The sequence below is a fragment of the Variovorax frigidus genome (assembly GCF_051216515.1).
Lineage (GTDB): Bacteria > Pseudomonadota > Gammaproteobacteria > Burkholderiales > Burkholderiaceae_C > Variovorax.
Genome location: NZ_JBPJZF010000009.1, coordinates 197,015 through 219,839, shown reverse-complemented (window position 1 = coordinate 219,839; position 22,825 = coordinate 197,015). Strand labels below are relative to the sequence as shown.

Here is a 22,825-nt window from a genome sequence, read left to right as displayed (position 1 = left end):
GTTCGGCATCAAGCAGCCTCAAGAACGTGTTCGACAACAGCCTCACACTTTGAGGGATGCTCCAACAATGCCCTTGCTACTCGTTCGACAACGCGCGAGTTGACCGCATTGCCAAGCGCATGGAATGCCTGAGTCGTACTCTTCGGTAATTCCTTCAAGTCATCGAGGCTCTGAAGGCGTGCGCACTCTTGGGGAGTCATGTAACGCTTTTGCCAACCGATGATGGGAACCTGCGTGTCCGTCATCGCAATGAGGCTAGGCGCCGTGGTGCGGCGCTTCACACGCACGCCGGAGGCTCGGAACTGGATCACGTACTTCCAGATATCTCGCTCTCCACCTTTGACGTTCCATTCGAACTTCTGGAGGCTAGACGGAAACTTCAGAATTTTCGGCAACCAGGGGGCGATCCAAGCCTTGTTGTCTTCATAAAACTGTCGGTTCTGCCGAATGAAGTCTTGCTTCCACTTCGGAAACCGGAATTCATTTGTTCTCGCGTGGCTGGGCAGCCCATCCCATCGCTCTTCCAGCGAGCGAAGGTAACCAATCTTGGCCCCATGGCTACCCTTAAACCCTTTCAGCCCATCTACGCCCAGGCGCTTGCGTAAAGCCCAAGGAGTCGTGTCTTCGTACGGGTAAGACGCGCCCCACTCCATCGACCAAAGAGGATATGAAGGAAGATCAACATCCGCGGGGCAGGCTTGCAAAAACTCATCCCAGACGTCCAAACACTCCTGCACCTGCGCCGATAGCTTCTTTGCGCTAACCGGATTGTCGTCAAGCACAGTGTCGATTTTTGTCTCGGCATCAGTTGTCTCGGGCCATGCAAATGCACCGAGCGGCTCCCGCGAGCCTACGATGTAGACCCGCTCACGGATCTGCGGTATCCCAAAATTGTGAGGCGAGAACCGCTCGGCAGCAATGTGGTATCCCAAGCCTCTGAGAATTGCTTGGATTTTTTCCCACGTCTGTCCACCATCATGCTTAAGCAGATTTGGGACATTCTCCAACACGAAGAACTTCGGCTGCTTTTTCTCCAAAATCGCAGCAACGTTGTGAAAGAGATTGCCTTGCTCCGTGCACTCGAAGCCAAGTTGTTCGCCTGCTTTTGAGAACGGCTGACACGGAAAACCTGCAGTAAGCACATCGTGATCGGGAACATCCTCCGGCAGCACTTGCCGAATGTCTCCCGCGGGCTTTAAGCCGAAGTTCGTGTAGTAGAGATCACGCAGATGCTCCTTCCACTCCGCCGCGAACACGCATTCGCCTCCAAGTCGGTCAAGCGCAAGGTGAAAACCGCCTAGTCCGGCGAACAGGTCAACAAACTTAAATGGCTGCATCTTGGTTGCGTTAATGGTTGTGCTTCGTGTCCCAAGCGAGCCTTAAACGCCAGGCGCACCTTTTACCAACTCGTACCTTGAGCCCCACAAATTGGCTGTGTTGCTTTTCGTACGCCGCGGCAAACCGAAAATACTGTTTTTTTATACAGGAATCAAGTGAATCCGTCAAGAAAACGATGTAATGGCGCCACACTTCACTTCGGGATACATCTTGCCACAAAGATGCGCCATCTCGGTGCATCTAAGAGAACTGCACGCTGCACTGCTGGGGACGTACGAGCTATTCGCCTGGGATTGTCATTGGAGCCGGCGATAAGTCTTCGGATAGGACAGGGCCGCTGGCGCTCATCGTTTTAAACGCGCGGTCGCGCGCCATGAAGGTCAGCAGCATGTGCGGCACCAGCGCCGCGGCATCGGTCTGCCCACCGTAGGTCTGTGCGTGCAGCGCCGCATAGCGGTCCAGCGTCGCCTTCAGTTCCGCCGACAAGGTGACAGTGAGCTTGACTGACTCGGCCTTGGGCAGCGGCCCGAGCCGCAGCTTGGCAGCGCTCATCGCGTGGTCCCCCGCTGGAAGAACAAGGGCTGGTAGGGCCGCAGGATCAGGTCCTTTTTGACCATCACGCGCATCGGGAACCCAGGCCGGATCGTGAGCGTCGGCTGGACGCTGAGGTTGCGCTTGGTGATCTCCTGCCCGACCTGGTTCACCGTGTCCTGCGCACTTTCACGGCCGGCGATGATCACGCGGTCGCCGGTACCGCCGCTGTTCGTGCGGGTCTCTGGAGCGGCCAGTTCGGCTCCGATACCCAGCAGCGTGGACAGCGCGGCGCCCGCGAGGATGCGCTCCCAATGCCAATCGACGCCATCTTCGAGACCTGCGTAGCCGGCTGGATCGATGCCCGGCAAACGGTCGAGCGCCACCGAAGACGTATCCGGCAGGATCAGCCTCGTCCACACCAGCAGCACGCGCCGCTGTCCGAAGGCCACCTGGCTGTCGTAGCGGCCGATCAGGCGCGAGCCCTGCGGGATCAGCAGGTAGCGGCCCGTGGCGGTGTCGTAGACCGCCTCGGTCACGGTGGCGATCACCTGTCCCGGCAGATCAGAGCTGATGCCCGTCACCAACGCCGCCGGGATGATGGTGCCCGCCATGACTTGGTACGGCGATGCCGGCAGTAGCAGGCCACCGGGGTTGCGCATGGCGGTATCGCCTGTCTTGGCCATGAAGCTTTCTTTCTGGTCCTGTCGGTTCTGCACGTCAGTGGGATCGGTCGGCTGCGCTGCCGCTGCGGGCGCCAGGGCGCCGGCGAGCGCATCGAAAGGCTGAGCGGCGCGTGTCTCGCCAGCAGGCGCGGCCTGGACAGGCTTCGCGCCGGCGCCGCCCGTGCCTCGAAAGAACACCCCTGAACGCGCCGCCTCTTCGGCCGCCAACTGCGCCGCATGCGCCGGGTCGACACCGCCCGGCACACGCGTCTCCATCGGCTGCTGCGACTTCACGATGGTCGGTCCCAGGTCGCCCGGCAGCGGCTCGCCCAGTTGGGGTACGGCAGGCCGTGCCGGTAGCCCGGCGTAGTCCTTGGGCAACTGGTCCAGGCTCTCGGCCTTGGCCACGCGATCGACGTTGTACAGCTCGGCGGCTGCATTGCGCTCGCGCTTGTGCGGCTGCAGCGACCACAGCGTCGCGCCGAGCACCATGGCGGCCAGCCCGCCGGCGATGACTGCCAGCATCCGGCGATTCAGCCGAACCACCGGGCGCGGCGATGCGCGCAACGCCATCGTCTCGGGATCGGCCTTCGGCGGAACAGCGGCGGCTTCGCTCATGATCCGCTGCCCCCACCTGCGCGCACCACGCCGTCGGTGCGCTCGATGCGCACCACCTCGGCCTTGCCGCCCTTGTAGCCGCCCAGGCGCAACTCAGCCGCGCCGAACAGTCGATCCACCACGTAGTACGGCGCGCGGAAGCGGTAGTTCACGAGTTGGCCATCGCCCTGCGGGCCGATCACGAACAGCGGCGGCAGCTCGCCCTGCGCGATGCCGCCAGGGAACTCGATGTAGACCTTCTGACCATCATCGAAGGCGCGCAGCGGCTTCCACGGCGGGCTGTCGCCGCCGATCGCATAGCGGAAGCGAATGTTTTCCAGCGACAGGCCCGCATCGACGGGCGCGGCCGCTTGTGCTTCGCGCGCCTGCTTCTGCAGCGCCAGCATGCGATCTTTCGGGTAGTCCCAGGAAACCGAGGCCATCCAGGCCTGTGGCGTCGAGGTCAACTCGACCAGATAGGTGCGCCGGTTGGTCGTGATGACCATGTTGGTCTTCAGCCCCGTGCGCGTGGGCTTGACCATCACGTTCACGCGCTGCGCCGACCCGGCGCCGCTGGTCGTGTCGCCCACGATCCAACGCACGGTGTCGCCAGCCGAGACGGTCACCAGTTCCTCGCCTTCCTGCAGGGCGACGACTGTGACGCGCCCTGGGCTCGTATAGACCTGGTACAGCGCGCCGTCGGTGAAGGGCCAGACCTGGATCGCATTGATGTAGCCCTCGCGTGAAGGCGCGATGCGGGCCTCGTCGTTGGCCTTGGACACGCGCAGCTTCTCGTCGGTGGGCTCGGGTGCCGGCGGTAGGGCATCTGCCGCTGGCAGCGCCTTCATCTGCGCCGGCAGCGGCAAGGGCTTGGCGACCTCCACCACTTCGATCGGCGCGGGTGGATCGGGAACGCGCTGCGCCTGTACCGGTTCGTCCAGCGTGATCGTGGGCGGCGGCTTGCCCTGCGTCGCGCAGCCGGAGAAACCGGCGATCAGCATTACCGGCAGTACGTAAAGGCGCAAATGGGAGATCGGTTGGTTCATGGCTTCTTTACTCCTTCGTTTGCATCGAGTTCACGGCTCCACGACAGCCCGTTGACGTAGATGCCCAGGGGGTTCTTGCGCAACCGTTCCTCGGTGCGCGGCGGCTGCAGCACGATGGACAGCACCGCGGTCCAGCGCTCGGTGGTGGCCGGTGCGCCGTTGACGTAGGCCCGCTCGATCCAGCGCATCTGGAACGACGAATCGCTGGCGCGCACGACACTGGTGACTTCCACCGCCACCGAGTTCTGGCCGATTCGCGAGAACGGATCGTTGGTGCGCGCGTAGTCGTTGAGCGTGGCGGCGCCCCGGTCGGTGGCGTAGTCGTAGGCTTCGAGCCAGTTGCGCCGCACGACGATGGGGTCGATGGAGAGGGACCGCACATCGTTGATGAAGCGCGCAAGGTGGTGCGCGATCTGCGCATCGCCCGGCCGGTACGACGTGGCGGCCTCGCCGACTGTGCGCACCTGACCCGCCTGGTCGACCTCGATCACATAGGGGGTGACGATGGACTGCGCGGAGCGCCAGACGAGGCCGCCGGCCATCAGCAGCGCCAGCGTGAGGCAGCCGAAGGCCATCAGGCGCCAGTTCTTCGCCTGCACGCGGGCCGAGCCGATTCGCTCGTCCCACACCTGCGCGGCGGCCTGGTAGGGGGTGACGGGCGCTGGCGTATCGGCGTAGCGCACCAGGGGTCGTTTGAATCTCATGAAAGGTTCTCCTTGGCTGTCCTTAACCGTCATCCCGCAGACTGGGGCTGGCACCGCTGCCACCGCTGTCACCCGAGCGCAGCGTGTGGGCGGCAGCGGTCGCGCCGTGTGTGATGCGCTGGTGACGTTGGAGCCGCTGCGCCCAGGCGGGCGGCGCCGTGGATGCAACCGGCGCATCGGTCGCCGCCGCGCTGGCCGTGGAAGCGGCAGACGGAGGCGCGGCCGCCTCGGCAACGAAGTTCGCGACGCGCTCGCGAACGGCCTTGGCGCCCGACGCAACGCGATCACCGACTGCTCCGGCGCTGCTGCGCGCGACATTGGCCAGGCCCGCGCCAGCAGCGCGCAGGCCGCTGCCTCCCGAAGCCGCAGCACCGGCTTCATAAGCCGAGCGAGCGCCACCGGCGAGCGTGCTGGCCGAGCGGCCTGCAGCCGCTGCGCCGCCGATCACGCCGCGCGCCGCCCCAGGCGCCATCCGCGCACCGGCCGCGACCGCCGCGCCTGCGCCCGCAACGGCGGCGCCACCGGCAACCGCGAGCCCTGCTCCGCCGACCAGCGTCCCAGCCGCCGCGCCAGCACTGAGTTGCGGTGCACCGGACACCAGTCCGGTGGCGATACCCGGCCCGAAGATGCCCAAGCCGAACAGCGCGAGCGAGGCGAGCATGATGGTGAGCGCGTGGTCGATGCTCGGCTCGGTGCCCGGCGGCGTCGTGAACTCGCCGAACAGACCCGTGCCGATGCCGACGATTACGGCCAGCACCAGCACCTTGATGCCAGACGACACCACGTTGCCCAGCACCCGTTCGGCGAGGAACGACGTCTTGTTCCACAGCGCGAAGGGCACCAGCACGAAGCCGGCGAGCGTCGTCAGCTTGAACTCGATCAGCGTCACGAAGAGCTGGACCGAGAGCACGAAGAAGCTCACGATGACCACGAGCCAGGCCAAGCCCAGCACCGCGATCAAGTCGAGATTGGCGAACACCTCTGGGAAGCCCGTCAGGTCGCCTATCTGCGTCATGATCGGCCGCGCGGCATCGATGCCGACCTGCGCGAGCCGGCCCGGCTGCAGCAGCTGTGCCTGCGTCAGCGCAGAGCCCGAGGCGGTCAGGCCCAGGCCCGCGAACGAGCGGAAGACAACGCCCGCCAGCGTATTGAAGTTGCCGATGATGTAGGCGAAGGCTCCAACGTAGAGCACCTTCTTGATCAGCTTGGCGATCACCTCGTCCCCGCCACCGCCACCGGCGTGGCTCATCGCCCAGAACAGGCCGGCAAGCGTCATGTCGATCAGCACCAGCGTGGCCGTCAGGAATGCGACCTCGCCGCCGAGCAGGCCGAAGCCCGAATCGATGTAGCGCGAGAAGACGTCCAGGAAGCGGTCGATGACGCCCACGTCGTTCATGACGTCATTTCTTGGGCGCCGACTCTGCGGCCGGCGGCGCTGGAGCCGTCACCGGATCGGCGGCATAGGGGGAGCGGCCGCCGTCAAGGAAGCGCCGCCGCGTGGCCTCGGCCACGGCATTGCACTGCGCATCGCCGACCTTGGCATGGTCCGCCTTGCATGCCTCGCGCAATTCCCGCAGGCGCTCGGGGCTGGCGACCAGGGATTCGACGCTCTCGATGGGCAGAGGCTTCTTCTCGCAGGCAGCCAGCGCGACCGCGCAAAGGCAGAGGAGCAGTATTCTTCGCATGGAGGTGTTCCTTTCAGTTGCCGTAGAAGATGACGTTGGCGGGCGTGTACGGCGTGCCCTCGCCGTGGAAGCGCCGGCGCACCTCGCGGGCGCGCTCCTGCACGGCGACCTGGCGTGCCTGTTCCAGCGCAGCGGCACGGTCCTGGGTGATCTGCAGTTGCTGCGCCTGCATCGCCTGGCGCGACTGCAACGCGAGCAGCTGGTTCGTCGCCTGCGTCGCCTGCAACGCGCCCACGGCCGACTGGCTGCGGTTCACAAGATCCGTCAGCGTGCGTTCGTCGGCGGCGAAGTTCTGCACCGCCTGCGACTGGACCTTGGTGGCAGTGCGCAGCGCTTCGAGGGAGTGGGACCACCGCTTGCGCGCATCCAGCGCCATCTGCATGCCCGAGGTCGCGGCGCCGTACGAGTCTGAGTAGAGGCTTCGGAACTCGGTCTCCATCTGCGAGACATTGAAGGCGAGCCCCTGTGCCTGCTGGATCAGGTGGTTGGTCGCCGAGAGCGTGGCGCGCAGTTCGGACAGAGCGCTGAAGTCCAGGCTGGTCAGGTTCTTCCCCTGGTTCATCAGCGACTGCGCCTGGTTCTGCAGCTGCTTGATCTGGTTGTTGATCTGCTCGAGCGTGTTGGCCGCCGTCAGGATGTTCTGCGCGAGGTTGGTCGGGTCGATCACCACCCATTGCGCGTGTGCGCCGGGTGCCAGCCCGGTGAGCAGGGCCGCAGCGGCGGCCAGCAAGATCTTCTTCATGGATGAATCTCCTGAGGTGAAGGAAACGATGGGATGAGGTCAGCGGCCCACTCCAGACCGCAGTGGCGAAGCCAATGGACCCCGAACTCCTGTGTGCCGTGCGCGGCGAGCACGGCATCGATGTCGCGCTGGTGCTCGGGAGTCGAGGCGCCCGCGAAAGCGAGCGCCACCGGCCCGAGGTCCAGGTCGAACACACGGTTGCCCAGACGCGCCTGGTAGTAGTAGTCCTGTTTGGGCTGCGCCTGCGCGACGATCTCGATCTGCCGTGCGTTGAGTCCGAAGCTCTCGTAGATCGTGCGGATCTGCGGCTCCGCGGCCTGCGGGTTGGGCAGTAAGATGCGGCTTGCACAACTCTCCACGATCGCCGGCGCGATGGCCGAGCCCTGGATGTCCGCCAGGCTCTGCGTGGCGAAGACGACGCTGACGTTCTTCTTCCTCAGCGTCTTGAGCCATTGACGGATGCGCGCGGCGAACACCGGGTCGTCCAGGAACAGCCAGGCTTCGTCGAGTATCAGGAGCGTGGGCGCGCCATCCAGCCGCTCCTCGAAACGCGCGAACAGGTAGCGCAGCACCGCCAACGCAGCGGCCTTGCTGTGCATCAGCTCCTCCATCTCGAAACCCTGCACGTCCGCGCTCCCCAGCCGGTCGTGGTCGGCGTCCAGCAAGCCGCCGTGCGTCCCACCCAGCACATAGGGCGCGAGGGCCTGCCGCAGCGCGTTGGACTGCAGCAGCACCGACAGGCCCGTCAGGGTACGCTGCTCCACCGGTGCACTGGCCAGGCTGCCGAGCGCGGACCAGACCGCTTCGCGTTCGTCCGGCCCGACGGTCATGCCCTCCTGAATCAGCCGACCCTCAATCCACTCGGCAGCCCAGGTGCGGTAGCCCTGGCGTTCGATACGGGCCAGAGGCTGGAAGGCGATGGCGTTCTCGCCACTCGACTCGTCGGCCCGGCCCAGGTCGTAATGCTCACCGCCCAGGCCCAGGACGGTCGCGCGAATCGACCGCCCCCAGTCGAACGCGAAGATGCGTGAATCCGGGTAGCGGCGGAATTGGAGCGCCATCGTCGCCAGCAGCACCGACTTGCCCATGCCGATGGGGCCGACGACCAGCGTGTTGCCCACGTCGCCGATATGTGTCACGAGCCGGAACGGCGTCGCACCATCGGTGCGCGTCACGATCAGCGGCGGACCGTCCAGGTGCGCATTGCGCTCCTGCCCCGCCCAGACGGCGGACACCGGCATCATGTGCGCCAATCCCAACGTGGAGACGATCGGCTGTCGCACGTTGGCGTAGGCGTTGCCGGGGATGGAGGACAGCCAGGCCTCGACGGCATTCAGCGTCTCTGGGATGGTCACAAAGCCTCGCCCCTGGATCGCCCGCTCCACCTGCCGCAGCTTCTCATCGGCGGCGGCAGCATCGGCGTCCATCACCACCACCGTGGCGGTGAGATAGCCGAAGGCAACCTGGTCGCTGCCCAGTTCCTGCAGCGCCGCATCCGCATCCGCCGCTTTGTTGCTGGCGTCCGTGTCGACCAGTACGCTCTCCTGCTGGAAGATCGTCTCGCGCAGCAGCGCCACGATGTTCTTACGCTTGGCGAACCACTGGCGGCGCAGGCGCGTGAGCTCCTTCTCCGCCTCGGCCTTTTCCATGCACAGGAAGCGCGTGGACCAGCGGTAGGCGAAGCCGAGCCGGTTCAGGTCGTCCAGGATGCCCGGCCAGGTCGAGGTCGGGAAGCCACGCACGGTCAGCACGCGTAAGTGCTGATCGCCCAGCATGGGCGCGAGGCCGCCTACGAGCGGCGCATCGGCCAGCAGCGCATCCAGATGGATGGGCACCTCCGGCACGGCCACCGGATGGCGGCGGGTGGACACCGTGGCATGGAGGTATGTCAGCGTCTCTGCATCGTCCAGCCGGGCGATCTCTGGCATCACGCCGTCGAGAAGATCGAGCACCCGATCGGTCTCGGCGACGAAGGCGGTCAGGCGATCCCGCCAGTCCACCCCTTCGCTCGCCCGGTTCTCATAGAGCATTCGTGCCGCGCGCGCACGGGACTCCTCGGGCGGCAGGTACTGCAGCGTCAGGTGGTAGCGGCTCTCGAAGTGGCTGGAGGATTGTTCGAACGCGGCGCGACGTTCCTCCTCCACCAGCCAGGACAGCGCGTCGGGGAAGTCGGAGCGGGGATAGCCGGCAGCCGGTAGGCGCTCCGCCTCGATGAACAGGGCCCAGCCCGAGCTCAGCCGGCGCAGCGCGTTGTTGAGGCGTGCGGTGATGGACACTAGTTCACCTTGCGTCGCACTGTCCAGATCGGGGCCCCGGAAGCGCGCCGTGCGCTGGAAAGAGCCATCCTTGTTCAGCACCACGCCCGGCGCGACCAGCGCGGCCCAGGGCAGCCAATCAGCCAGCAGCGCGGGACGCTTGCGGTATTCAGCGAGATTCAGCACGGCATGCCCCCTACACGTCCAGCAGCGATCGCTGCTTCATGTGCCGCGCGAAAACCTGCACGAATTGCGGATCCACACGCGCACCCCACACTGCGAGCGAATGACCGACGAGCCACAGCAGGAGGCCGGGAATCCAGAGCTGCAGCCCGAGGCCGACGGCGGCTGCAAGCGTGCCATTAGCGATCGCCACGGTGCGCGGTGCGCCGCCCATCAAGATGGGCTCCGTCAACGAACGGTGCAGCGGCACCTCGAAGCCTGGTGCGTCATTCACGTTCATGCCAGCACCGCCCCGCCGCTGAACGAGAAGAACGACAGGAAGAAGCTTGACGCGGCGAACGCGATCGACAGGCCGAAGACGATCTGCACCAGCTTGCGGAAGCCGCCGCTCGTGTCACCGAAGGCGAGTGTCAAGCCGGTGGCGATGATGATGATCACCGCGACGATGCGGGCCACCGGCCCCTGGATCGACTCGAGGATGGACTGCAGCGGCGCCTCCCAGGGCATGTTCGAGCCGGCCGCGTAGGCGGGCAGCGCGAAGGCCAGCAGCAGCGCGGCCAGGAGCACAGTTTGCAGCGCCAGGCGAAAGCGTCCGGTGTGCAGAGACGGGTTTACGGAAATGCGCGAAGTCGTCATGACGGTTCTCCTGGAAGTGACGGCAGTGAGGGGAGCGAAGGCAATGGCGCGGACGCCAGTTCGTGGTTGAGCTGGTAGCCGTGCGCGCCGAGGCCGACGACGCTCGCGATGGCCTCCACACGGCGTGTGCGGCCACGGCCGGAGATGAAGACGATGACGTTGATGGTCTCGGCGATCAGCGCGCGCGGCACGTTCATCGACACCTCCTGCACGAGCTGTTCGAGACGCGTGAGCGCGCCCATCGCGGAGCCCGCATGCAAGGTGGCAATGCCGCCCGGGTGGCCAGTGCCCCAGGCCTTGAGCAGGTCCAGCGCCTCGGGACCGCGGACCTCGCCGACGACGATGCGGTCGGGGCGAAGGCGCAGCGTGGAGCGCACGAGTTCGGTCATGCTGACCACGCCAGGCCGCGTGCGCAGCGGCACATGGTCGTCTGCCGTGCACTGCAGCTCCACCGTGTCTTCCAGCACGATCACGCGATCGCCCGTGGCAGCCACCTCATCGAGCAACGCGTTGGCGAGCGTGGTCTTGCCGGTGCTGGTACCGCCGGCGATCAGGATGTTCTGGCGGTCGCGCACGGCCGCGCGCAGGAATGCCGCCTGGTCAGCGGTGAGGATGCCATCAACCACGTAGTCTTCCAGGCGTATCACCGCGACGGCGCGCTTGCGCAGCGCAAACACCGGTCCTGGTGTGACCGGCGGCAGCGCGCCCTCGAAGCGCTCGCCGGTCTCGGGCAGTTCGGCGGTCAGCAGGGGCTTGTCCGCATGCACCTCGGCGCGCACGTGCGCCGCGATCAACCGGATGATGCGTTCGCCGTCGGCGGGCGACAGCGTGACGCCCATCGGCGCACGGCCGCTGCCGAGGCGGTCCAGCCACAATGAGCCATCCGGGTTGAGCAGCACTTCGACCACATCGGGGTCGGCCAGCGCCTGCGCGATCTCCGGGCCCATCGCTGTGCGCAGCATGCGGATGCGACGGTCCAGCGCCAGCGAGGCCGGCGCGGCAGATTTGTTCGGCTCACGCGGCGCGCCGGTCATGAAGCCGCCTCCGGTTTGCTGTCGGCCGGGGTCGCTGGCCGATCATCTCCGGGGGTGTTCCCCACAGGATCACTCAATCCGAAGAACTGGCTGTCCTCGGGCTGGATCTCCTCGTACACGTCCTTGACCAGGCTGCGTCCACGCAGGAGGTGACGGCCGAGCTGTTCGATGAACTGCTCAAAGCGGAGGCGCCCCTGCGCGCGGGCCGCCTCCTGATGCGCCTCGGGCACGGGCGTGCTGACGGTCAGGAAGTAGCGCACATACAGCGCCACCGTCTCGATCAGGATGTTCTGGTCGCGTTCGAGCTTGTCGTACTGGCGCGAGAGGCGGTCCAGCCGCTTTGCGATGGCGGCCTCGCGTTGATCGCCACTGTCGGGCGAGAGGAACGAAGACAGCGCAGCAGCAATGATCGAAGACTTGGACAGACCCTTCATTGCGGCCAGCTCGTCCAGCCGACGCGCGTGGTCGCGCTCGAGGAAGATGTTCAGGCGAGCGCGGCTCATAGGGCGATCCCGTCGTCAGGGTCCAGCGCGGCCAGCCGCGCGGCGCGCTGCAGGCGCGGGTCCAGCTGCGTCGGCAGGAGCAGCGGAGAGTCATCGTCATCGAGCAGGCCAAGATAGACAGCGCTGTGCTCGGGCTGCGGGAAAAACACCGTCTCTCCCAACTCGGGCTGATGCTGGCGACCACCGTCGTCGACGGTACCGCCCTGACCTGCCAGCGCCATGTCCAGAATCGGCGCGGCAAGCGGCGCAAGGCCGCTCCAGTCATCCGGGCGCGGCGCCGGGGCGTCTGCATAGCGCCCGCCTGATGCAACAAGCGGCGCGGGCTTCACGCGCGTCGCGAAGTTGCGGTCAAGGTAGTAGCGGATCTTACGCGCCTTGATCGGCGGATGGCCCGAGACCATCACCACCGCATCGTCGGGCGGCAACTGCATCACCTCGCCGGGCGTCAGGAGGGCGCGCGCCGTCTCCTGGCGCGAGACCATCAGGTGTCCAAGCCACGGCGCGAGCCGATGGCCGGCATAGTTGCGTTGCACGCGCAACTCGGTGGCCGTGCCCAGCGCGTCGGAGATGCGCTTGGCGGTGCGCTCATCGTTGGTCGCGAAGGCAACGCGTACGTGGCAGTTGTCCAGGATCGAATGGTTCTGGCCGTAGGCCTTGTCGATCTGGTTGAGCGACTGCGCGATCAGGAAGGCACGCAGGCCGTAGCCCGCCATGAAGGCCAGCGCCGATTCGAAGAAATCCAGACGCCCGAGCGCCGGAAACTCGTCGAGCATCAGCAGCAGCTTGTGCTTGCGCTCGATCCCGTCGGACCCGTCAAGCGATTCCGTCAGACGCCGACCGACCTGGTTGAGGATCAGGCGGATGAGCGGCTTGGTGCGGCTGATGTCCGAAGGCGGCACCACGAGGTACAGCGACACCGGGTGCTTGGCCGAGATCAGGTCGGCGATGCGCCAGTTGCAGCGGGACGTGACCTTGGCGACTGTCGGATCGCGATACAGGCCGAGAAAACTCATCGCCGTGGACAGCACGCCCGAGCGTTCGTTCTCGCTCTTGTTCAGCACCTCGCGGGCGGCCGAGGCGACCACGGGATGCGGCGTGTCCTCAAAGTGCCTGGTCGTCATCATCCGGTGCAGCGTCACCTCGAACGGGTATGCCGGGTCGGACAGAAAGTTTGCGACGCCACGCAGCGTCCTGTCCTCACCAGCGTAGAGCACGTGCAGGATGGCGCCGACCAGCAGCGCGTGGCTGGTCTTCTCCCAGTGATTGCGCCGTTCCAGCGCACCCTCGGGATCGACGAGGATGTCGGCGATGTTCTGCACATCGCGCACCTCGTGCACGCCGCGCCGCACCTCCAGCAGCGGGTTGTAGGCCGCCGACTTGGCATCGGTCGGATTGAACAGCAGGCAGTGCGAAAAGCGTGAACGCCAGCCTGCGGTGAGCGTCCAGTTCTCACCCTTAATGTCGTGGATCACGGCGGAGCCGGGCCACGACAGCAGTGTCGGCACCACCAAGCCAACACCCTTGCCTGAGCGCGTAGGCGCGAAAGCCATCACGTGCTCGGGTCCGTCATGGCGCAGGTAGTTGTCGTCCAAGCGGCCGAGGAAAACGCCGGCCCCACCGGTCAGCTCTGCCTTGCGGACGTCCTCCGCCTCGGCCCATCTGGCGGAACCGTACGTGGTGACGCGACGGGCCAGCCGCGAGCGCCAGACCGCCATGCCGACGGCCACCCCTGTGGCAAGCAGGCCGCTGGACGCGGCGATGGCGCCCCCGCGCACGAACACGTCCGGCGCATAGACGTCATACCAGTACCACCACTCGAACAGCTTCCAGGGCTCGTAGATTGGGAAGCCCGCGACGTCCGCCCATGCTGGCCCGAGTCGTCGCTGATGCCCGAGCGCCTGTGCGGTCCACTGCGTAGCGCCCCAGACGCCGCCAACGGCCACGCCCAGGACAGCCGCCACCTGCCCAAACAAGATGCCCGTCTGGACGCTGGGCGTCCCGCTTTCTCCAACTCCGGATCTAACTTCCATGCCGTACGTTCCCTTCTCTGCTCTCCATCGCGCCGCGCGAATGCGCGCCCACGGTGCGCATCGCACGAGTCTGGAATCGAAGGGCTGTGCAGTACACCCGCGAGGGCGTAGCTCAGCAAAGGCTGGCGGGTCTGTCGCGAGAAGACGGAGTTGGCTGGCTGGATTCCAAGAGGCTGGAGACGCAAAATCCCAAGCGTTTCAGGTCAGGAGCATCCATCGCTTGAACTCTCGCGTCCAAGGCCGATTCGGCGATGAACGGTTCACGATCCCCGCGGCCTGTAACTTTCATGAGAAAGTGCGGACATGGACGAGGAAACGCTGCAGCGATTCGGTGATGCCAAAGCGCTGGTGCTTGTGAAGCACGAAGGTGGTGATCTGTTCTTTCTCTGCCAGCGGAACTGCGAGCACGTCGTCACGCTGCAGCGCCCATGTATGCCCGGCATCAGCCAGGCCGACGCCAGCACCAGCAGCGATTCGAGTCACATATCCCGACAGTGTGCTCGCGGCGCCCGCGAGCGTGACCTGCTCGGCGTGCTTACGCACGATCCGTTGCATCTGTTCAAGGAGGCCAGGCAGACGCTCCTCGTTGCAGGACAGCAGGGGAAAGGCAAGCAGCTCCGGCAGAGCTATCGCAGAACGCTGCGCAAGTTCATGACCACGTGGCAGCAGCGCCATGACGTGGTAGCTCCATGCGGGCATATGTGCGATAGCTTCATCATCCCGCACGCCAAAGGAGAATCCCACATCGACCTCCTCGTGCCTGAGCGCGTTGGCCAGCTCCCCGGCCCGCATCTCCGCGATCTCAAGAGGCACCTCGGGTGCGACAAGCCGCCAGCGGTTGATGCACTCGGATAATCTGGGCTGCGCAATGCCATCGGCAACGCCAATGCTGAGTGGCGCCTGGTACAGGGCATGGGTGTGCCGCACCGTTCGCTTGACGCGCTCCAACCGGACGAGGAGCTTGCGACATTCCGTCAGCAGCTTCATTCCAGCTGGCGTGAGTTGAAGCCTGCGTGGCAGACGGACGAACAACGGGACACCCAGTTCCTCCTCGAGATCCCGGATAGCCCGCGACAACGGGCTTTGGTCGACGCGGATGCGTTCGGCGGCGCGCCGGAAGTTCAGTTCCTCGGCAACCGCGATGAAGTAACGTAAATGTCTCAACTCAATCATGCACACCCCACCCTCAAGCCGGCCGGACAGCACGCGGCAAGACTCGCCACAAAAAGTTCAGCCGGTGTAGCGGCCCCAATGTAGAGCCATGAAAGAGCAATCGGCACTCCGTCTTCAAACACCCCACTCAATGTCTGTCCGCAGCCTTGTCTTTCACCCGTGCGGAGCCGTTTTCCCTCGCGCTTGCGCTATCTGCCATGTCGCAGCGAGCCAAATCGACCAGCCTATAGCCTACGCGATCACGTAAGTCTTGCACTCCCCGTTGTACCTTCGCCGCAGGCCATGCGGATTCGGAACATGACCCGTCGCATTCCCAGGTCGGAGCAGCCATTTAAGAGAGCGCAGATCATAGAATTGAATTTTGGACGGAGGACCTTACTTGGTCGTTGCCGTCAGGCCACCGTCAACGACCAACTCCACCCCCGTGATGTACCGCGCCTCATCACTCGCAAGGAAAAGCGCAGCGTGGGCAACGTCCCAGCTGTCACCCATGCGGCCCATAGGCACTTGCTGGTTCCGAGTAGCCGCAAAGGCCTCGAAGTCGCCTCCGGCATACTTGTCCGCGAGCCGTCGCACGAGCGGCGTGTCCATGAGGCCCGGAACCACGCAGTTCAGGCGTACTCCGGAACCCGCGTGCGCGACCGCGCTCACGCGTGTGAGATGCATAAGCGCGGCCTTGGCCGCCGCGTAAGCAACCTGTGACTTTCCGACATACCGCAGTCCAGCAATCGACGAGATGTTGACCACAGCGCCGGCTCCCTGTGCAAGCATGAGTGGAAGAACATGATGGCACAAGAGAAATGCGCTCTTGAGATTCACATCCATCTGCTCGTCCCAGGTCTCTTCGGAGGTGCTGGCCAGATCGCCCGGCTCCGAGCGCCCGACGTTGTTTACCAGCACGTCGATCCGACCGTAGGCTTCGAGGCAGGCCGCTACGGCCGCGTGCACCTCCTTCTCTCGTGTGACATCCGCCTCCTGTACCCGGATCATTCCGCCTTCCGATTCGATGACTCCGCGCGTCACCTCCGCCGCCTCAAGCGATCGGTCGATTCCATAGACCTTTGCGCCCTGCCGCGCAAAGAGCGCCGCAATGGCCTTGCCGTTACCCCATCCGGGGCCCGACGCACCGCAGCCGGTGACCAGCGCAACCTTTCCAGCTAGATTCAACATGCGAGCTCCTGCGAACGTTTCACTTGCGGGCATAACCATACTTACTGAGCAGCGCGCGCTGTTCCTTCTGCGCGCGTTCGGCGAACGTCCTGAACTCGCCCGCAGGCATGAACCAATAGCGGGCGGACGATTCCTCCAACAGCTTCTGGAAGGCGGGTCGCTCGCTTGCAAGCCTGAAGGCTTCCTGCAACTGCGCGACGATGGGTTGCGGCAGCCCGGCGGGGCCGGCAATGCCTACCGGGCTCTCGATGAGCGTCGCATAGCCGAGTTCCTTCATGGTTGGCACCTCAGGCCACAGCTTTGATCGCTGTGCAGTCGCGAGTGCGAGAAGCCGCACCTTGCCATTTCGCATCTGCGGCGCGGCGCTGATGAGCGTGTCAATGGCGAAGCTGAGTTCCCCTCCAAGCAGCGCTACCATGCAGTCGCTGCTGGCGCGGTAGGGCACGGGGACCCAATCTGCTTTCTCCTTGGCCGCGACCTCCGATCCGAAGATGTGCGCACTGTTGCCAAGTCCGGCCGGGCACCCATACGATACCTTGTTAGGGTTCGCGCGGGCCCAGTTCAGCAGGTCCTGCCAAGTCTTGAACGGCGAGTCCGCGGGCACTACAACGCCGAAGTTGATTTCCGCCAACGAGCAGATCCAGGTGAAATCCCGCACGCCTTCGTAACCCACGTCCTGCGTGATCGGTTGGCGAATTGTGTTGAGCCCGACCACGGCGAGCGTGTAGCCATCAGGTGCCGCGTTCTTGAGCGCGAGAAAGGCTGGCGTTCCGCCCGCGCCGGACTTGTTGTCGGTGAACATCGGCTGTCCGAGCAGTTTCTCCACCTCGAAGGCGGCAGCGCGGCCAATGGCGTCGAAGGAACTCCCGGGCGGACTTCCGTTGAGCAGCTTGATCGGCTTAGCGGGATAGTGTGCCTCGGCGTGCACTCTAAAGGCGCTGGCTTGAAGCGCGGTGAACGCACCAATCGCCATCAGTGCCTTCCGGCGACGCATTTGCATGAGATCTCTCATGTCGATTTCTCCTTTTTATTCTGGTTTTAGCGGGGGCTAGACGATCAGCGGTGTGGCGGCACCATCTACCGACAGTGACACGCCCGAGATATACGCTGCGCGGTCCGAAGACAGGAACAGCACCGCGTTGGCGATGTCGTCAGGCGAGGCCATGCGGCCCAGAGGAAAGCGGGCCCTAGCCTGCGCGAGCGCTTCGTTGACCGTGATGCCTTTGGCGCGGGCCTCGGCCTCGAGCCCCTCCTGAAACCGGTCAGTCTGGGTAAGGGCCGGATTGACAACATTGATGCGCACACCACTGGCCGCATACGCACCGGCAAGCGCGGCACTCGAAAGCATCAACGCCGCATTGGCCGAACCGCCGCCGATGTGGGTCGAAGTGGCTACCTTGCCTCCCATGCCAACGATGTTCACGATTGCGCCGCTGCCGCGTGTTCCCATTCGTTTGACGAGCGGGTCCAAGACGTTCACGTACGAGAAGAACTTGGCAGTCATTGCAGCCGCGTAAGCCTGCGGTGTAAGTTCACCAAAGGGAGTGCGCTTGGCGGCTCCGGCTGAGTTAACGAGAACGTCGATGCCGCCGTGCTTCAACCAGACCTCTTCGACCATGGCCGCCGCCGCTTCGACATCGGCGACGTCGCAACAAAGGCCATCGACCTTCGTGGCCGCGTTCAGCACAGCAATGGAGGCGTCAAGGTTGGCAGAGTTGCGTCCCACTACTGTCACGCGGGCGCCCTCGGCGAGAAAGGCCTTGGCGCAGGCGTACCCGATCCCTCGCGAGCCGCCGGTGATGAGAACGTGCTTGTTCGATAGTCCCAGATCCATGTCTACTCCTCGTTGGGGGTTAGCGCATATGCGCTAGAAACGGACGCGCTGGGCGCCCTTGAGTTGCAGGATTTCTCGCGCCTCGTCAGGCGTCGCAACCTCATGGCCCAGGCTTTCGATGAGCTGTCTCGCCTGCAGCACCTGCGCCGCGTTGCTTTCGGCCAGCTTTCCGCGCCCAAGCCAGAGGCTGTCCTCGAGGCCCACGCGCACGTTGCCACCCATTGCCACGCTGAGCGCGGCGATCCTCATCTGGTGGCGGCCAGCCCCCAGCACCGACCAACGCAGATCGTTGCCGAAAAGCCGATCGGCTGTACGCTTCATGTGCGCAACATCCTCGTCATGCACGCCTATCCCGCCCAAGATTCCGAACACAGATTGAACGAAGTAAGGCGGTTTCACCTTTTCCTTCTCGACGAAGTGCGCGAGGTTGTAGAGGTGTCCGATGTCGTAGCACTCGAACTCGAAGCGTGTGTCGTTGGCTGCGCATTGCGCGAGCGCGTAATCGATATCCTGGAACGTGTTGCGGAATACGAGGTCGCGGCTGTTCTCGAGTTGCTCACGTTCCCATTCGTGCTTGAACTCAGTGAAGCGGTCGAGCATAGGAAAGAGCCCGAAATTGAACGAACCCACGTTGAGCGACGCGACCTCGGGGGCGAACGTCATGGCGGGAAGGATCCGCTCGTCGATATTCATAAAAGGGGAGCCGCCGGACGTCAGATTCAGGACCGCGTCGGTCCGCGCCTTGATCTGCGGCAGGAAGCGTGCGAAGGCTTCGGGCGTTTGATCCGGCTTGCCCGTTGCCGGATCGCGCGCATGCAAGTGAATGATTGCGGCGCCCGCTTCGGCGGCACCGAGGGAGGCCTCGATGATCTCCTCGGGCGTCACTGGCAGGTGTGGCGACATCGAGGGCGTATGGATCGCGCCGGTGACGGCGCATGTGATGATGACTTTGGCCATGGTGGGTCCTCAGTGCTTCCCGATGCCGGGGCGCGGGTCGGTGTCCAGTAGCCGCGCTCCAGCGATCAGCTTGTCTTCATATCGAGCCTTGGTTTCGGCAACGCTGCTTTCGGTCCAGGACCAATAGCCTTGCAGGGTCTTGGCTCCAAATCGTCCAGCTGCGACATGCTCTGCGAGCCCGCGGCTGGGCGTCGCCTCGTTACAGAGGCTTGGGTAGATCGCAGCGGCAGCAGCCAACTGTGTTTCCAGACCCGCGAGTTCCTTCTGCATGATCGGCCCAGCAGCAACGTAGCGAAAGCCGAAGCCATAGCGGACAGCGGCGTCCACATCCTCGGGTGTAGCAAGACCGCGATCGATGAGGGAGAACGCTTCACGCATCAAGGCGTGCTGGATGCGGTTGGCAAGGAAGCCGGGCAGATCCTCGTTGATCTGCACCGGCACGCGGCCGACCAAAGTAAAAATATCCCGCAGCTTTCCGATGGTCTCCGTCGACGTCTCCTTGCCCTTGGCGAGTTCGACAAGGGGCACGAGATGCGCCGGAAGGAAAAAGTGAGAGTTGGCCATCCGCTCTGCGGTCGTGCATCCGCTTGCAATCGCGCTGATCGGTAGGCCGCTGCTGTTCGAGCCGATTGAAATGTGTGGCGGTACGAGCCGGTCCAACTGAGTGAAGAGCGCTTGTTTGAGTTCGAGCTGCTCGGGCGCACACTCCACGACCAAGCGCACAGCAGTCCAGTCGATTTCTTCTAGCGATGCGCACGGCTGCACCGCCTCGGGATTAAGGTTGCCACCAAGTTGTGCTACTGAAGAAGCGCTGCGTGCAAGGCCTTTTATCCAAACCTCGCGATGCGGCTCAACGCAGCGAACCTGCCAGCTTGCGTTTGCGAAGATGGCCGCTATGTCCGCGCCCATCAGGCCGAAGCCAACGATCACGACGCCATCGGTCATTCGAAAATCCCTGCGGTACTGAGGAACATCGCCAGCGTGCTGTAGTAGCCGCAGACGGTCAACAGTTCCAGCACACCCTGGTTGCCGTAGTCGGCCTGCATCGAAGCGAAGCGCGTATCCCCCACATCGCCCGAATCAAGCGCGGCGCGACAGAAGTCAACGACAGCGGTGAACCGATCCTCGGGCAGGGTGGCCATGGCATCAGCATGGATGGCGTCGACGATGGACCGCGGCACGCCGGCCTTCAACGCCAGATCGGAATGGATCTTCCATTCGAAGCCGGACTGCCATCGATGTGCAACAGTGATGACCGCGCATTCGAGGATCTCTTTGGGCAACGAGCTCTCAAAGCGCAGGTATTCGCCAACTTTCTGGATCCGCCGCGCGAGCTCGGGTGCGTGTAGCAGTGGGATGAATGGCCCGATCACTGCCTTGCGCGGTCCGGACTGAATTTCCTCGGCCACTTGGCGCTGCAGCGGGGAAGCGTTCTGAAGATCGATTTCAGGAAAGCGCGTGTAGTAGTTTGAAGGCATGAAGGAACTCTTGGGATGGTTTAGCGCTTGCGGGCCAGGCCGAGCTTTGTAAGGATGGCCTTTTGACGGTCGTTTTCTGCGATGGCGTATCGCCGGTACTCTTGAGGATCCATGTAGCGCTGAACTTGGCCTGCGGCGATGATCGCGGCGCGCACCTCGCGGTCATCGAGCGCCTTCTTGAAACCGCCGTGCAGGACCTTCACAATCGCCGGGTCCATGCCGGGCGGCCCGACCAGACCCCAGGGCGAATCTAGGCTCACCGCGTAGCCCAGTTCCTTCAGGCTCGGCACGTTCGGAAAAAGCGGCATGCGCTGCTCGGTGACCACAGCCAGCAATCGCTCCTTGCCCGCCTGCACCATGGGGCCGAAAGCGCCCGAGCCATCCATCGCGAAGGTGATCTGGTTGCCGAGCAGCGCCTGCTGCAGATCCGCGCTCCCCTTGTAGGGGATGAGCGTCATGTCCAGCTTGTCCTTCTCCGAGACCGCCACCATCGCTTGGTGGCCTGTATTTCCCGGGCCCGCCGGCGCACCGTAGGTTGCTTTGCCAGGGTTGGCCTTCGCGTATTCAACCAGGTCGGCGAAGGTCTTGAAGGGCGTATCCGCATTCACCACTACGCCATACGTCACGTTTGTGAGTCCGACGATGTAGGTCGTATCTCGCAGCGGGTCGTAGGTGGATTCGACCTGGATCGGCGTCGTGAACGCGGCGACGGTCGAGATTGAAAGCGTGTAGCCATCCGGGGCCGCGTTCTTTGCCGCCAGCAGGCTGATTGTCGATCCACCCCCCGGGCGATTCTCGATGATGATCGATTGGCCCAGGTGTTTGCTCGCGGCCTGGGCAATCTGCCGCAAGATCACGTCGGTGGTCCCGCCAGCCGGGTATCCCAGCAGTATCCGGATCGGCCTCTCGGGGAAGCCAGCCGCCCACACGGGAAGCAGCGAAGGCAAAGCGATGGCGCAGCACGAAGCTGCAATCTTCAACAGATTGCGACGTTTCACGGTTGTCTCCTAAATTGTGTCTGGCGCTTCTCGGCGCTACGGTTCAGCGCAGCGCGCGCCAGTCGGCGCCTTCGGGGATGGTGTCGGCGACTGGTCGCACCACCGAATAGTCGATCGCGTCGGAGTGCGCGAGTGGTGTCCGCTCGCCCTGCTCATAGGCTCGCACAGCAGCAATCAGTTGGCGGCGCAGGCGCACGATCGCGAGGTCACCCGCATTGAGGTGTTCCTTCGTGCGGTCGACGATGGGCCCCATACTGAGACCGACTGCGAAATCCTCGGTTGTGATGTTGGTGAAGCCGGTGAGGCTGCCACGTTTCATGAGTGCGCGATCCTGGCCCCAGACATCGTCCGCCCCGCCGGGCGGCTGCGGCGGCCAGTCGTTCGAATCGCTGTGGCGAGTGAAGTAGTGCGATGTAAGTGGCTTGAAGGGGTTGTAGCGAACCATGAAATGCAGGTTCGACACGTCGTCGCAGGGCACCGTCATGATCAGTGTGCGGTCGCCGTCGGGGGTGTCGCCGGGGCAGATAAAACCCATCCAAGGCGCAACGAACACGTTCACGCGTGTGTATGTGGTGCCGCCGTCGAGACCGCGGTGTGCGGCATAGCGGAACCCATAGGGCTGTTCGTCGATTTCGTAGCGCGGCGCGGTCTTCTTTGCCGCTTCCTTGGCGCCGCCCTTGCCCTGCGCGAGCGTGCCGATCCATTCTTCGTGCAGCACCATCACGTGGGCAGAGTCCATCGTGCCTTCCAACCCCTGAAGCCAGTTGTAGCCAAGCTTCTGCCGCGTGGCCAGGTACTGGTCAGTTGGCAGTGCGCCGAACTCGAAGGCCGGGAAGGCTGGAGCCTCGCCGACACCGAGCCACAACCATACGATGCCGCCGGCTTCGTGGGTGGGATGGTGATTGATCTTCATCTTTTTGCAGAATGCCTGCTCGTCGCCGGGCTCAGTCGGACAGGCCACCATCTGGCCATCGACGTTGAACTTCCAACCGTGATAGATGCAGCGCAGGGCATCGTCCTCGTTTCGGCCGAGCGCGAGGGAAGCCCCGCGATGCGGACACCCTTCGTCAAAGCACCCAACGCGGCCCGAATGGCCGCGAAATACCACATAGGGGTTGCCGATGAGCGCGATGCGCTCGGGCGCTCCACCCGCTTCCAGCTTGGCCGACAGGACCGCGGGCACCCAGAAGTTCTCGCGCAGGTAGCGGCCCATGGGCGCAGTGCCCGAAACGCGCGTGAGCAGTTCGTTGTCTTCAGCTCTCATTT

23 protein-coding genes are annotated in these 22,825 nt (G+C 64.4%); all 23 read right to left on the bottom strand.

All coding sequences use genetic code 11. The features are described from left to right. Positions 1-8 precede the first annotated feature (8 nt). On the bottom strand, positions 9-1,337 hold the full coding sequence (locus ACSFBC_RS25780) for a DNA cytosine methyltransferase (RefSeq protein WP_435513173.1): 1,329 nt from the start codon (positions 1,335-1,337) through the stop codon (positions 9-11). A 280-nt stretch (positions 1,338-1,617) separates the two neighbouring features. Next, on the bottom strand, positions 1,618-1,890 hold the full coding sequence (locus ACSFBC_RS25775; RefSeq protein WP_435513172.1) for a DUF2274 domain-containing protein: 273 nt from the start codon (positions 1,888-1,890) through the stop codon (positions 1,618-1,620). Next, a complete protein-coding gene (locus ACSFBC_RS25770) occupies positions 1,887-3,152 on the bottom strand; it encodes a TraB/TrbI/VirB10 family type IV secretion system protein (RefSeq protein ID WP_435513171.1) in 1,266 nt (421 codons plus the stop codon). The genes ACSFBC_RS25775 and ACSFBC_RS25770 overlap by 4 nt, the downstream gene beginning before the upstream one ends. Continuing rightward, positions 3,149-4,177 carry a P-type conjugative transfer protein TrbG gene (gene trbG / locus ACSFBC_RS25765; protein WP_435513170.1) on the bottom strand — a complete coding sequence of 343 codons (1,029 nt, stop codon included), beginning with the start codon at positions 4,175-4,177 and terminating at the stop codon, positions 3,149-3,151. The genes ACSFBC_RS25770 and trbG overlap by 4 nt, the downstream gene beginning before the upstream one ends. Continuing rightward, entirely contained in the window at positions 4,174-4,881 is a 708-nt protein-coding gene (trbF, locus tag ACSFBC_RS25760; protein WP_435513169.1) for a conjugal transfer protein TrbF, read from the bottom strand. Before trbF ends, trbG begins: the two co-directional genes overlap by 4 nt. 22 nt (positions 4,882-4,903) lie before the next feature. Continuing rightward, entirely contained in the window at positions 4,904-6,277 is a 1,374-nt protein-coding gene (gene trbL, locus ACSFBC_RS25755) for a P-type conjugative transfer protein TrbL (RefSeq protein ID WP_435513168.1), read from the bottom strand. Positions 6,278-6,281: 4 nt separating this feature from the next. After that, positions 6,282-6,566, bottom strand: coding sequence for an EexN family lipoprotein (locus tag ACSFBC_RS25750; RefSeq protein ID WP_435513167.1), 285 nt, complete (start codon positions 6,564-6,566; stop codon positions 6,282-6,284). A 13-nt stretch (positions 6,567-6,579) separates the two neighbouring features. Beyond that, positions 6,580-7,308: a P-type conjugative transfer protein TrbJ gene (gene trbJ, locus ACSFBC_RS25745; RefSeq protein WP_435513166.1), complete on the bottom strand. Its 729-nt coding sequence runs from the start codon at positions 7,306-7,308 to the stop codon at positions 6,580-6,582. After that, positions 7,305-9,749: a conjugal transfer protein TrbE gene (gene trbE, locus ACSFBC_RS25740; protein WP_435513165.1), complete on the bottom strand. Its 2,445-nt coding sequence runs from the start codon at positions 9,747-9,749 to the stop codon at positions 7,305-7,307. The genes trbJ and trbE overlap by 4 nt, the downstream gene beginning before the upstream one ends. Before the next feature lie 10 nt (positions 9,750-9,759). Beyond that, positions 9,760-10,026 carry a VirB3 family type IV secretion system protein gene (locus ACSFBC_RS25735; RefSeq protein ID WP_435513164.1) on the bottom strand — a complete coding sequence of 89 codons (267 nt, stop codon included), beginning with the start codon at positions 10,024-10,026 and terminating at the stop codon, positions 9,760-9,762. Next, a complete protein-coding gene (locus ACSFBC_RS25730; protein WP_435513163.1) occupies positions 10,023-10,382 on the bottom strand; it encodes a TrbC/VirB2 family type IV secretion system protein in 360 nt (119 codons plus the stop codon). Before ACSFBC_RS25730 ends, ACSFBC_RS25735 begins: the two co-directional genes overlap by 4 nt. After that, positions 10,379-11,416 (bottom strand): P-type conjugative transfer ATPase TrbB, encoded by a 1,038-nt coding sequence (gene trbB, locus ACSFBC_RS25725; protein ID WP_435513162.1) that lies wholly within the window; start codon positions 11,414-11,416, stop codon positions 10,379-10,381. Before trbB ends, ACSFBC_RS25730 begins: the two co-directional genes overlap by 4 nt. Next, positions 11,413-11,919, bottom strand: a complete 507-nt coding sequence (locus ACSFBC_RS25720) for a CopG family transcriptional regulator (protein ID WP_435513161.1) — start codon at positions 11,917-11,919, stop codon at positions 11,413-11,415. Before ACSFBC_RS25720 ends, trbB begins: the two co-directional genes overlap by 4 nt. Next, positions 11,916-13,949 carry a conjugal transfer protein TraG gene (locus tag ACSFBC_RS25715; protein WP_435513160.1) on the bottom strand — a complete coding sequence of 678 codons (2,034 nt, stop codon included), beginning with the start codon at positions 13,947-13,949 and terminating at the stop codon, positions 11,916-11,918. The genes ACSFBC_RS25720 and ACSFBC_RS25715 overlap by 4 nt, the downstream gene beginning before the upstream one ends. 285 nt (positions 13,950-14,234) lie before the next feature. Further along, the gene (locus ACSFBC_RS25710) at positions 14,235-15,122 is read right to left on the bottom strand and encodes a LysR family transcriptional regulator (RefSeq protein WP_435513159.1); all 888 of its coding nucleotides are present in this window, start codon (positions 15,120-15,122) and stop codon (positions 14,235-14,237) included. A gap of 375 nt (positions 15,123-15,497) precedes the next feature. Next, on the bottom strand, positions 15,498-16,292 hold the full coding sequence (locus tag ACSFBC_RS25705; RefSeq protein WP_435513158.1) for an SDR family NAD(P)-dependent oxidoreductase: 795 nt from the start codon (positions 16,290-16,292) through the stop codon (positions 15,498-15,500). A 19-nt stretch (positions 16,293-16,311) separates the two neighbouring features. Next, positions 16,312-17,304: a Bug family tripartite tricarboxylate transporter substrate binding protein gene (locus ACSFBC_RS25700; RefSeq protein WP_435513157.1), complete on the bottom strand. Its 993-nt coding sequence runs from the start codon at positions 17,302-17,304 to the stop codon at positions 16,312-16,314. Positions 17,305-17,340: 36 nt separating this feature from the next. Beyond that, the gene (locus ACSFBC_RS25695; protein ID WP_435513156.1) at positions 17,341-18,126 is read right to left on the bottom strand and encodes an SDR family oxidoreductase; all 786 of its coding nucleotides are present in this window, start codon (positions 18,124-18,126) and stop codon (positions 17,341-17,343) included. A gap of 33 nt (positions 18,127-18,159) precedes the next feature. Further along, positions 18,160-19,083: a 3,5-dioxohexanoate:acetyl-CoA acetone transferase gene (gene kce / locus ACSFBC_RS25690; protein WP_435513155.1), complete on the bottom strand. Its 924-nt coding sequence runs from the start codon at positions 19,081-19,083 to the stop codon at positions 18,160-18,162. A gap of 9 nt (positions 19,084-19,092) precedes the next feature. Beyond that, positions 19,093-20,028: a 3-hydroxyacyl-CoA dehydrogenase family protein gene (locus ACSFBC_RS25685; RefSeq protein WP_435513154.1), complete on the bottom strand. Its 936-nt coding sequence runs from the start codon at positions 20,026-20,028 to the stop codon at positions 19,093-19,095. After that, positions 20,025-20,561 (bottom strand): carboxymuconolactone decarboxylase family protein, encoded by a 537-nt coding sequence (locus ACSFBC_RS25680; protein WP_435513153.1) that lies wholly within the window; start codon positions 20,559-20,561, stop codon positions 20,025-20,027. Before ACSFBC_RS25680 ends, ACSFBC_RS25685 begins: the two co-directional genes overlap by 4 nt. Positions 20,562-20,581: 20 nt before the next feature. Then, positions 20,582-21,559, bottom strand: a complete 978-nt coding sequence (locus tag ACSFBC_RS25675) for a Bug family tripartite tricarboxylate transporter substrate binding protein (protein WP_435513152.1) — start codon at positions 21,557-21,559, stop codon at positions 20,582-20,584. 43 nt (positions 21,560-21,602) lie between these two features. Beyond that, positions 21,603-22,823: a Rieske 2Fe-2S domain-containing protein gene (locus ACSFBC_RS25670; RefSeq protein WP_435513151.1), complete on the bottom strand. Its 1,221-nt coding sequence runs from the start codon at positions 22,821-22,823 to the stop codon at positions 21,603-21,605. Between the last annotated feature and the right edge of the window lie 2 nt (positions 22,824-22,825).

What these genes read in the sequence shown, in the direction of transcription:
- ACSFBC_RS25680 (WP_435513153.1), bottom strand. Translation starts at nt 20,561, where the DNA reads ATGCCTTCAAACTACTACACGCGCTTTCCTGAAATCGATCTTCAGAAC.
- ACSFBC_RS25705 (WP_435513158.1), bottom strand. Translation starts at nt 16,292, where the DNA reads ATGTTGAATCTAGCTGGAAAGGTTGCGCTGGTCACCGGCTGCGGTGCG.
- ACSFBC_RS25695 (WP_435513156.1), bottom strand. Translation starts at nt 18,126, where the DNA reads ATGGATCTGGGACTATCGAACAAGCACGTTCTCATCACCGGCGGCTCG.
- ACSFBC_RS25685 (WP_435513154.1), bottom strand. Translation starts at nt 20,028, where the DNA reads ATGACCGATGGCGTCGTGATCGTTGGCTTCGGCCTGATGGGCGCGGAC.
- ACSFBC_RS25735 (WP_435513164.1), bottom strand. Translation starts at nt 10,026, where the DNA reads ATGAACGTGAATGACGCACCAGGCTTCGAGGTGCCGCTGCACCGTTCG.
- trbB (WP_435513162.1), bottom strand. Translation starts at nt 11,416, where the DNA reads ATGACCGGCGCGCCGCGTGAGCCGAACAAATCTGCCGCGCCGGCCTCG.
- ACSFBC_RS25750 (WP_435513167.1), bottom strand. Translation starts at nt 6,566, where the DNA reads ATGCGAAGAATACTGCTCCTCTGCCTTTGCGCGGTCGCGCTGGCTGCC.
- ACSFBC_RS25700 (WP_435513157.1), bottom strand. Translation starts at nt 17,304, where the DNA reads ATGAGAGATCTCATGCAAATGCGTCGCCGGAAGGCACTGATGGCGATT.
- ACSFBC_RS25715 (WP_435513160.1), bottom strand. Translation starts at nt 13,949, where the DNA reads ATGGAAGTTAGATCCGGAGTTGGAGAAAGCGGGACGCCCAGCGTCCAG.
- ACSFBC_RS25730 (WP_435513163.1), bottom strand. Translation starts at nt 10,382, where the DNA reads ATGACGACTTCGCGCATTTCCGTAAACCCGTCTCTGCACACCGGACGC.
- trbG (WP_435513170.1), bottom strand. Translation starts at nt 4,177, where the DNA reads ATGAACCAACCGATCTCCCATTTGCGCCTTTACGTACTGCCGGTAATG.
- ACSFBC_RS25720 (WP_435513161.1), bottom strand. Translation starts at nt 11,919, where the DNA reads ATGAGCCGCGCTCGCCTGAACATCTTCCTCGAGCGCGACCACGCGCGT.
- ACSFBC_RS25770 (WP_435513171.1), bottom strand. Translation starts at nt 3,152, where the DNA reads ATGAGCGAAGCCGCCGCTGTTCCGCCGAAGGCCGATCCCGAGACGATG.
- ACSFBC_RS25780 (WP_435513173.1), bottom strand. Translation starts at nt 1,337, where the DNA reads ATGCAGCCATTTAAGTTTGTTGACCTGTTCGCCGGACTAGGCGGTTTT.
- ACSFBC_RS25775 (WP_435513172.1), bottom strand. Translation starts at nt 1,890, where the DNA reads ATGAGCGCTGCCAAGCTGCGGCTCGGGCCGCTGCCCAAGGCCGAGTCA.
- trbL (WP_435513168.1), bottom strand. Translation starts at nt 6,277, where the DNA reads ATGAACGACGTGGGCGTCATCGACCGCTTCCTGGACGTCTTCTCGCGC.
- kce (WP_435513155.1), bottom strand. Translation starts at nt 19,083, where the DNA reads ATGGCCAAAGTCATCATCACATGCGCCGTCACCGGCGCGATCCATACG.
- trbF (WP_435513169.1), bottom strand. Translation starts at nt 4,881, where the DNA reads ATGAGATTCAAACGACCCCTGGTGCGCTACGCCGATACGCCAGCGCCC.
- trbJ (WP_435513166.1), bottom strand. Translation starts at nt 7,308, where the DNA reads ATGAAGAAGATCTTGCTGGCCGCCGCTGCGGCCCTGCTCACCGGGCTG.
- ACSFBC_RS25670 (WP_435513151.1), bottom strand. Translation starts at nt 22,823, where the DNA reads ATGAGAGCTGAAGACAACGAACTGCTCACGCGCGTTTCGGGCACTGCG.
- ACSFBC_RS25710 (WP_435513159.1), bottom strand. Translation starts at nt 15,122, where the DNA reads ATGATTGAGTTGAGACATTTACGTTACTTCATCGCGGTTGCCGAGGAA.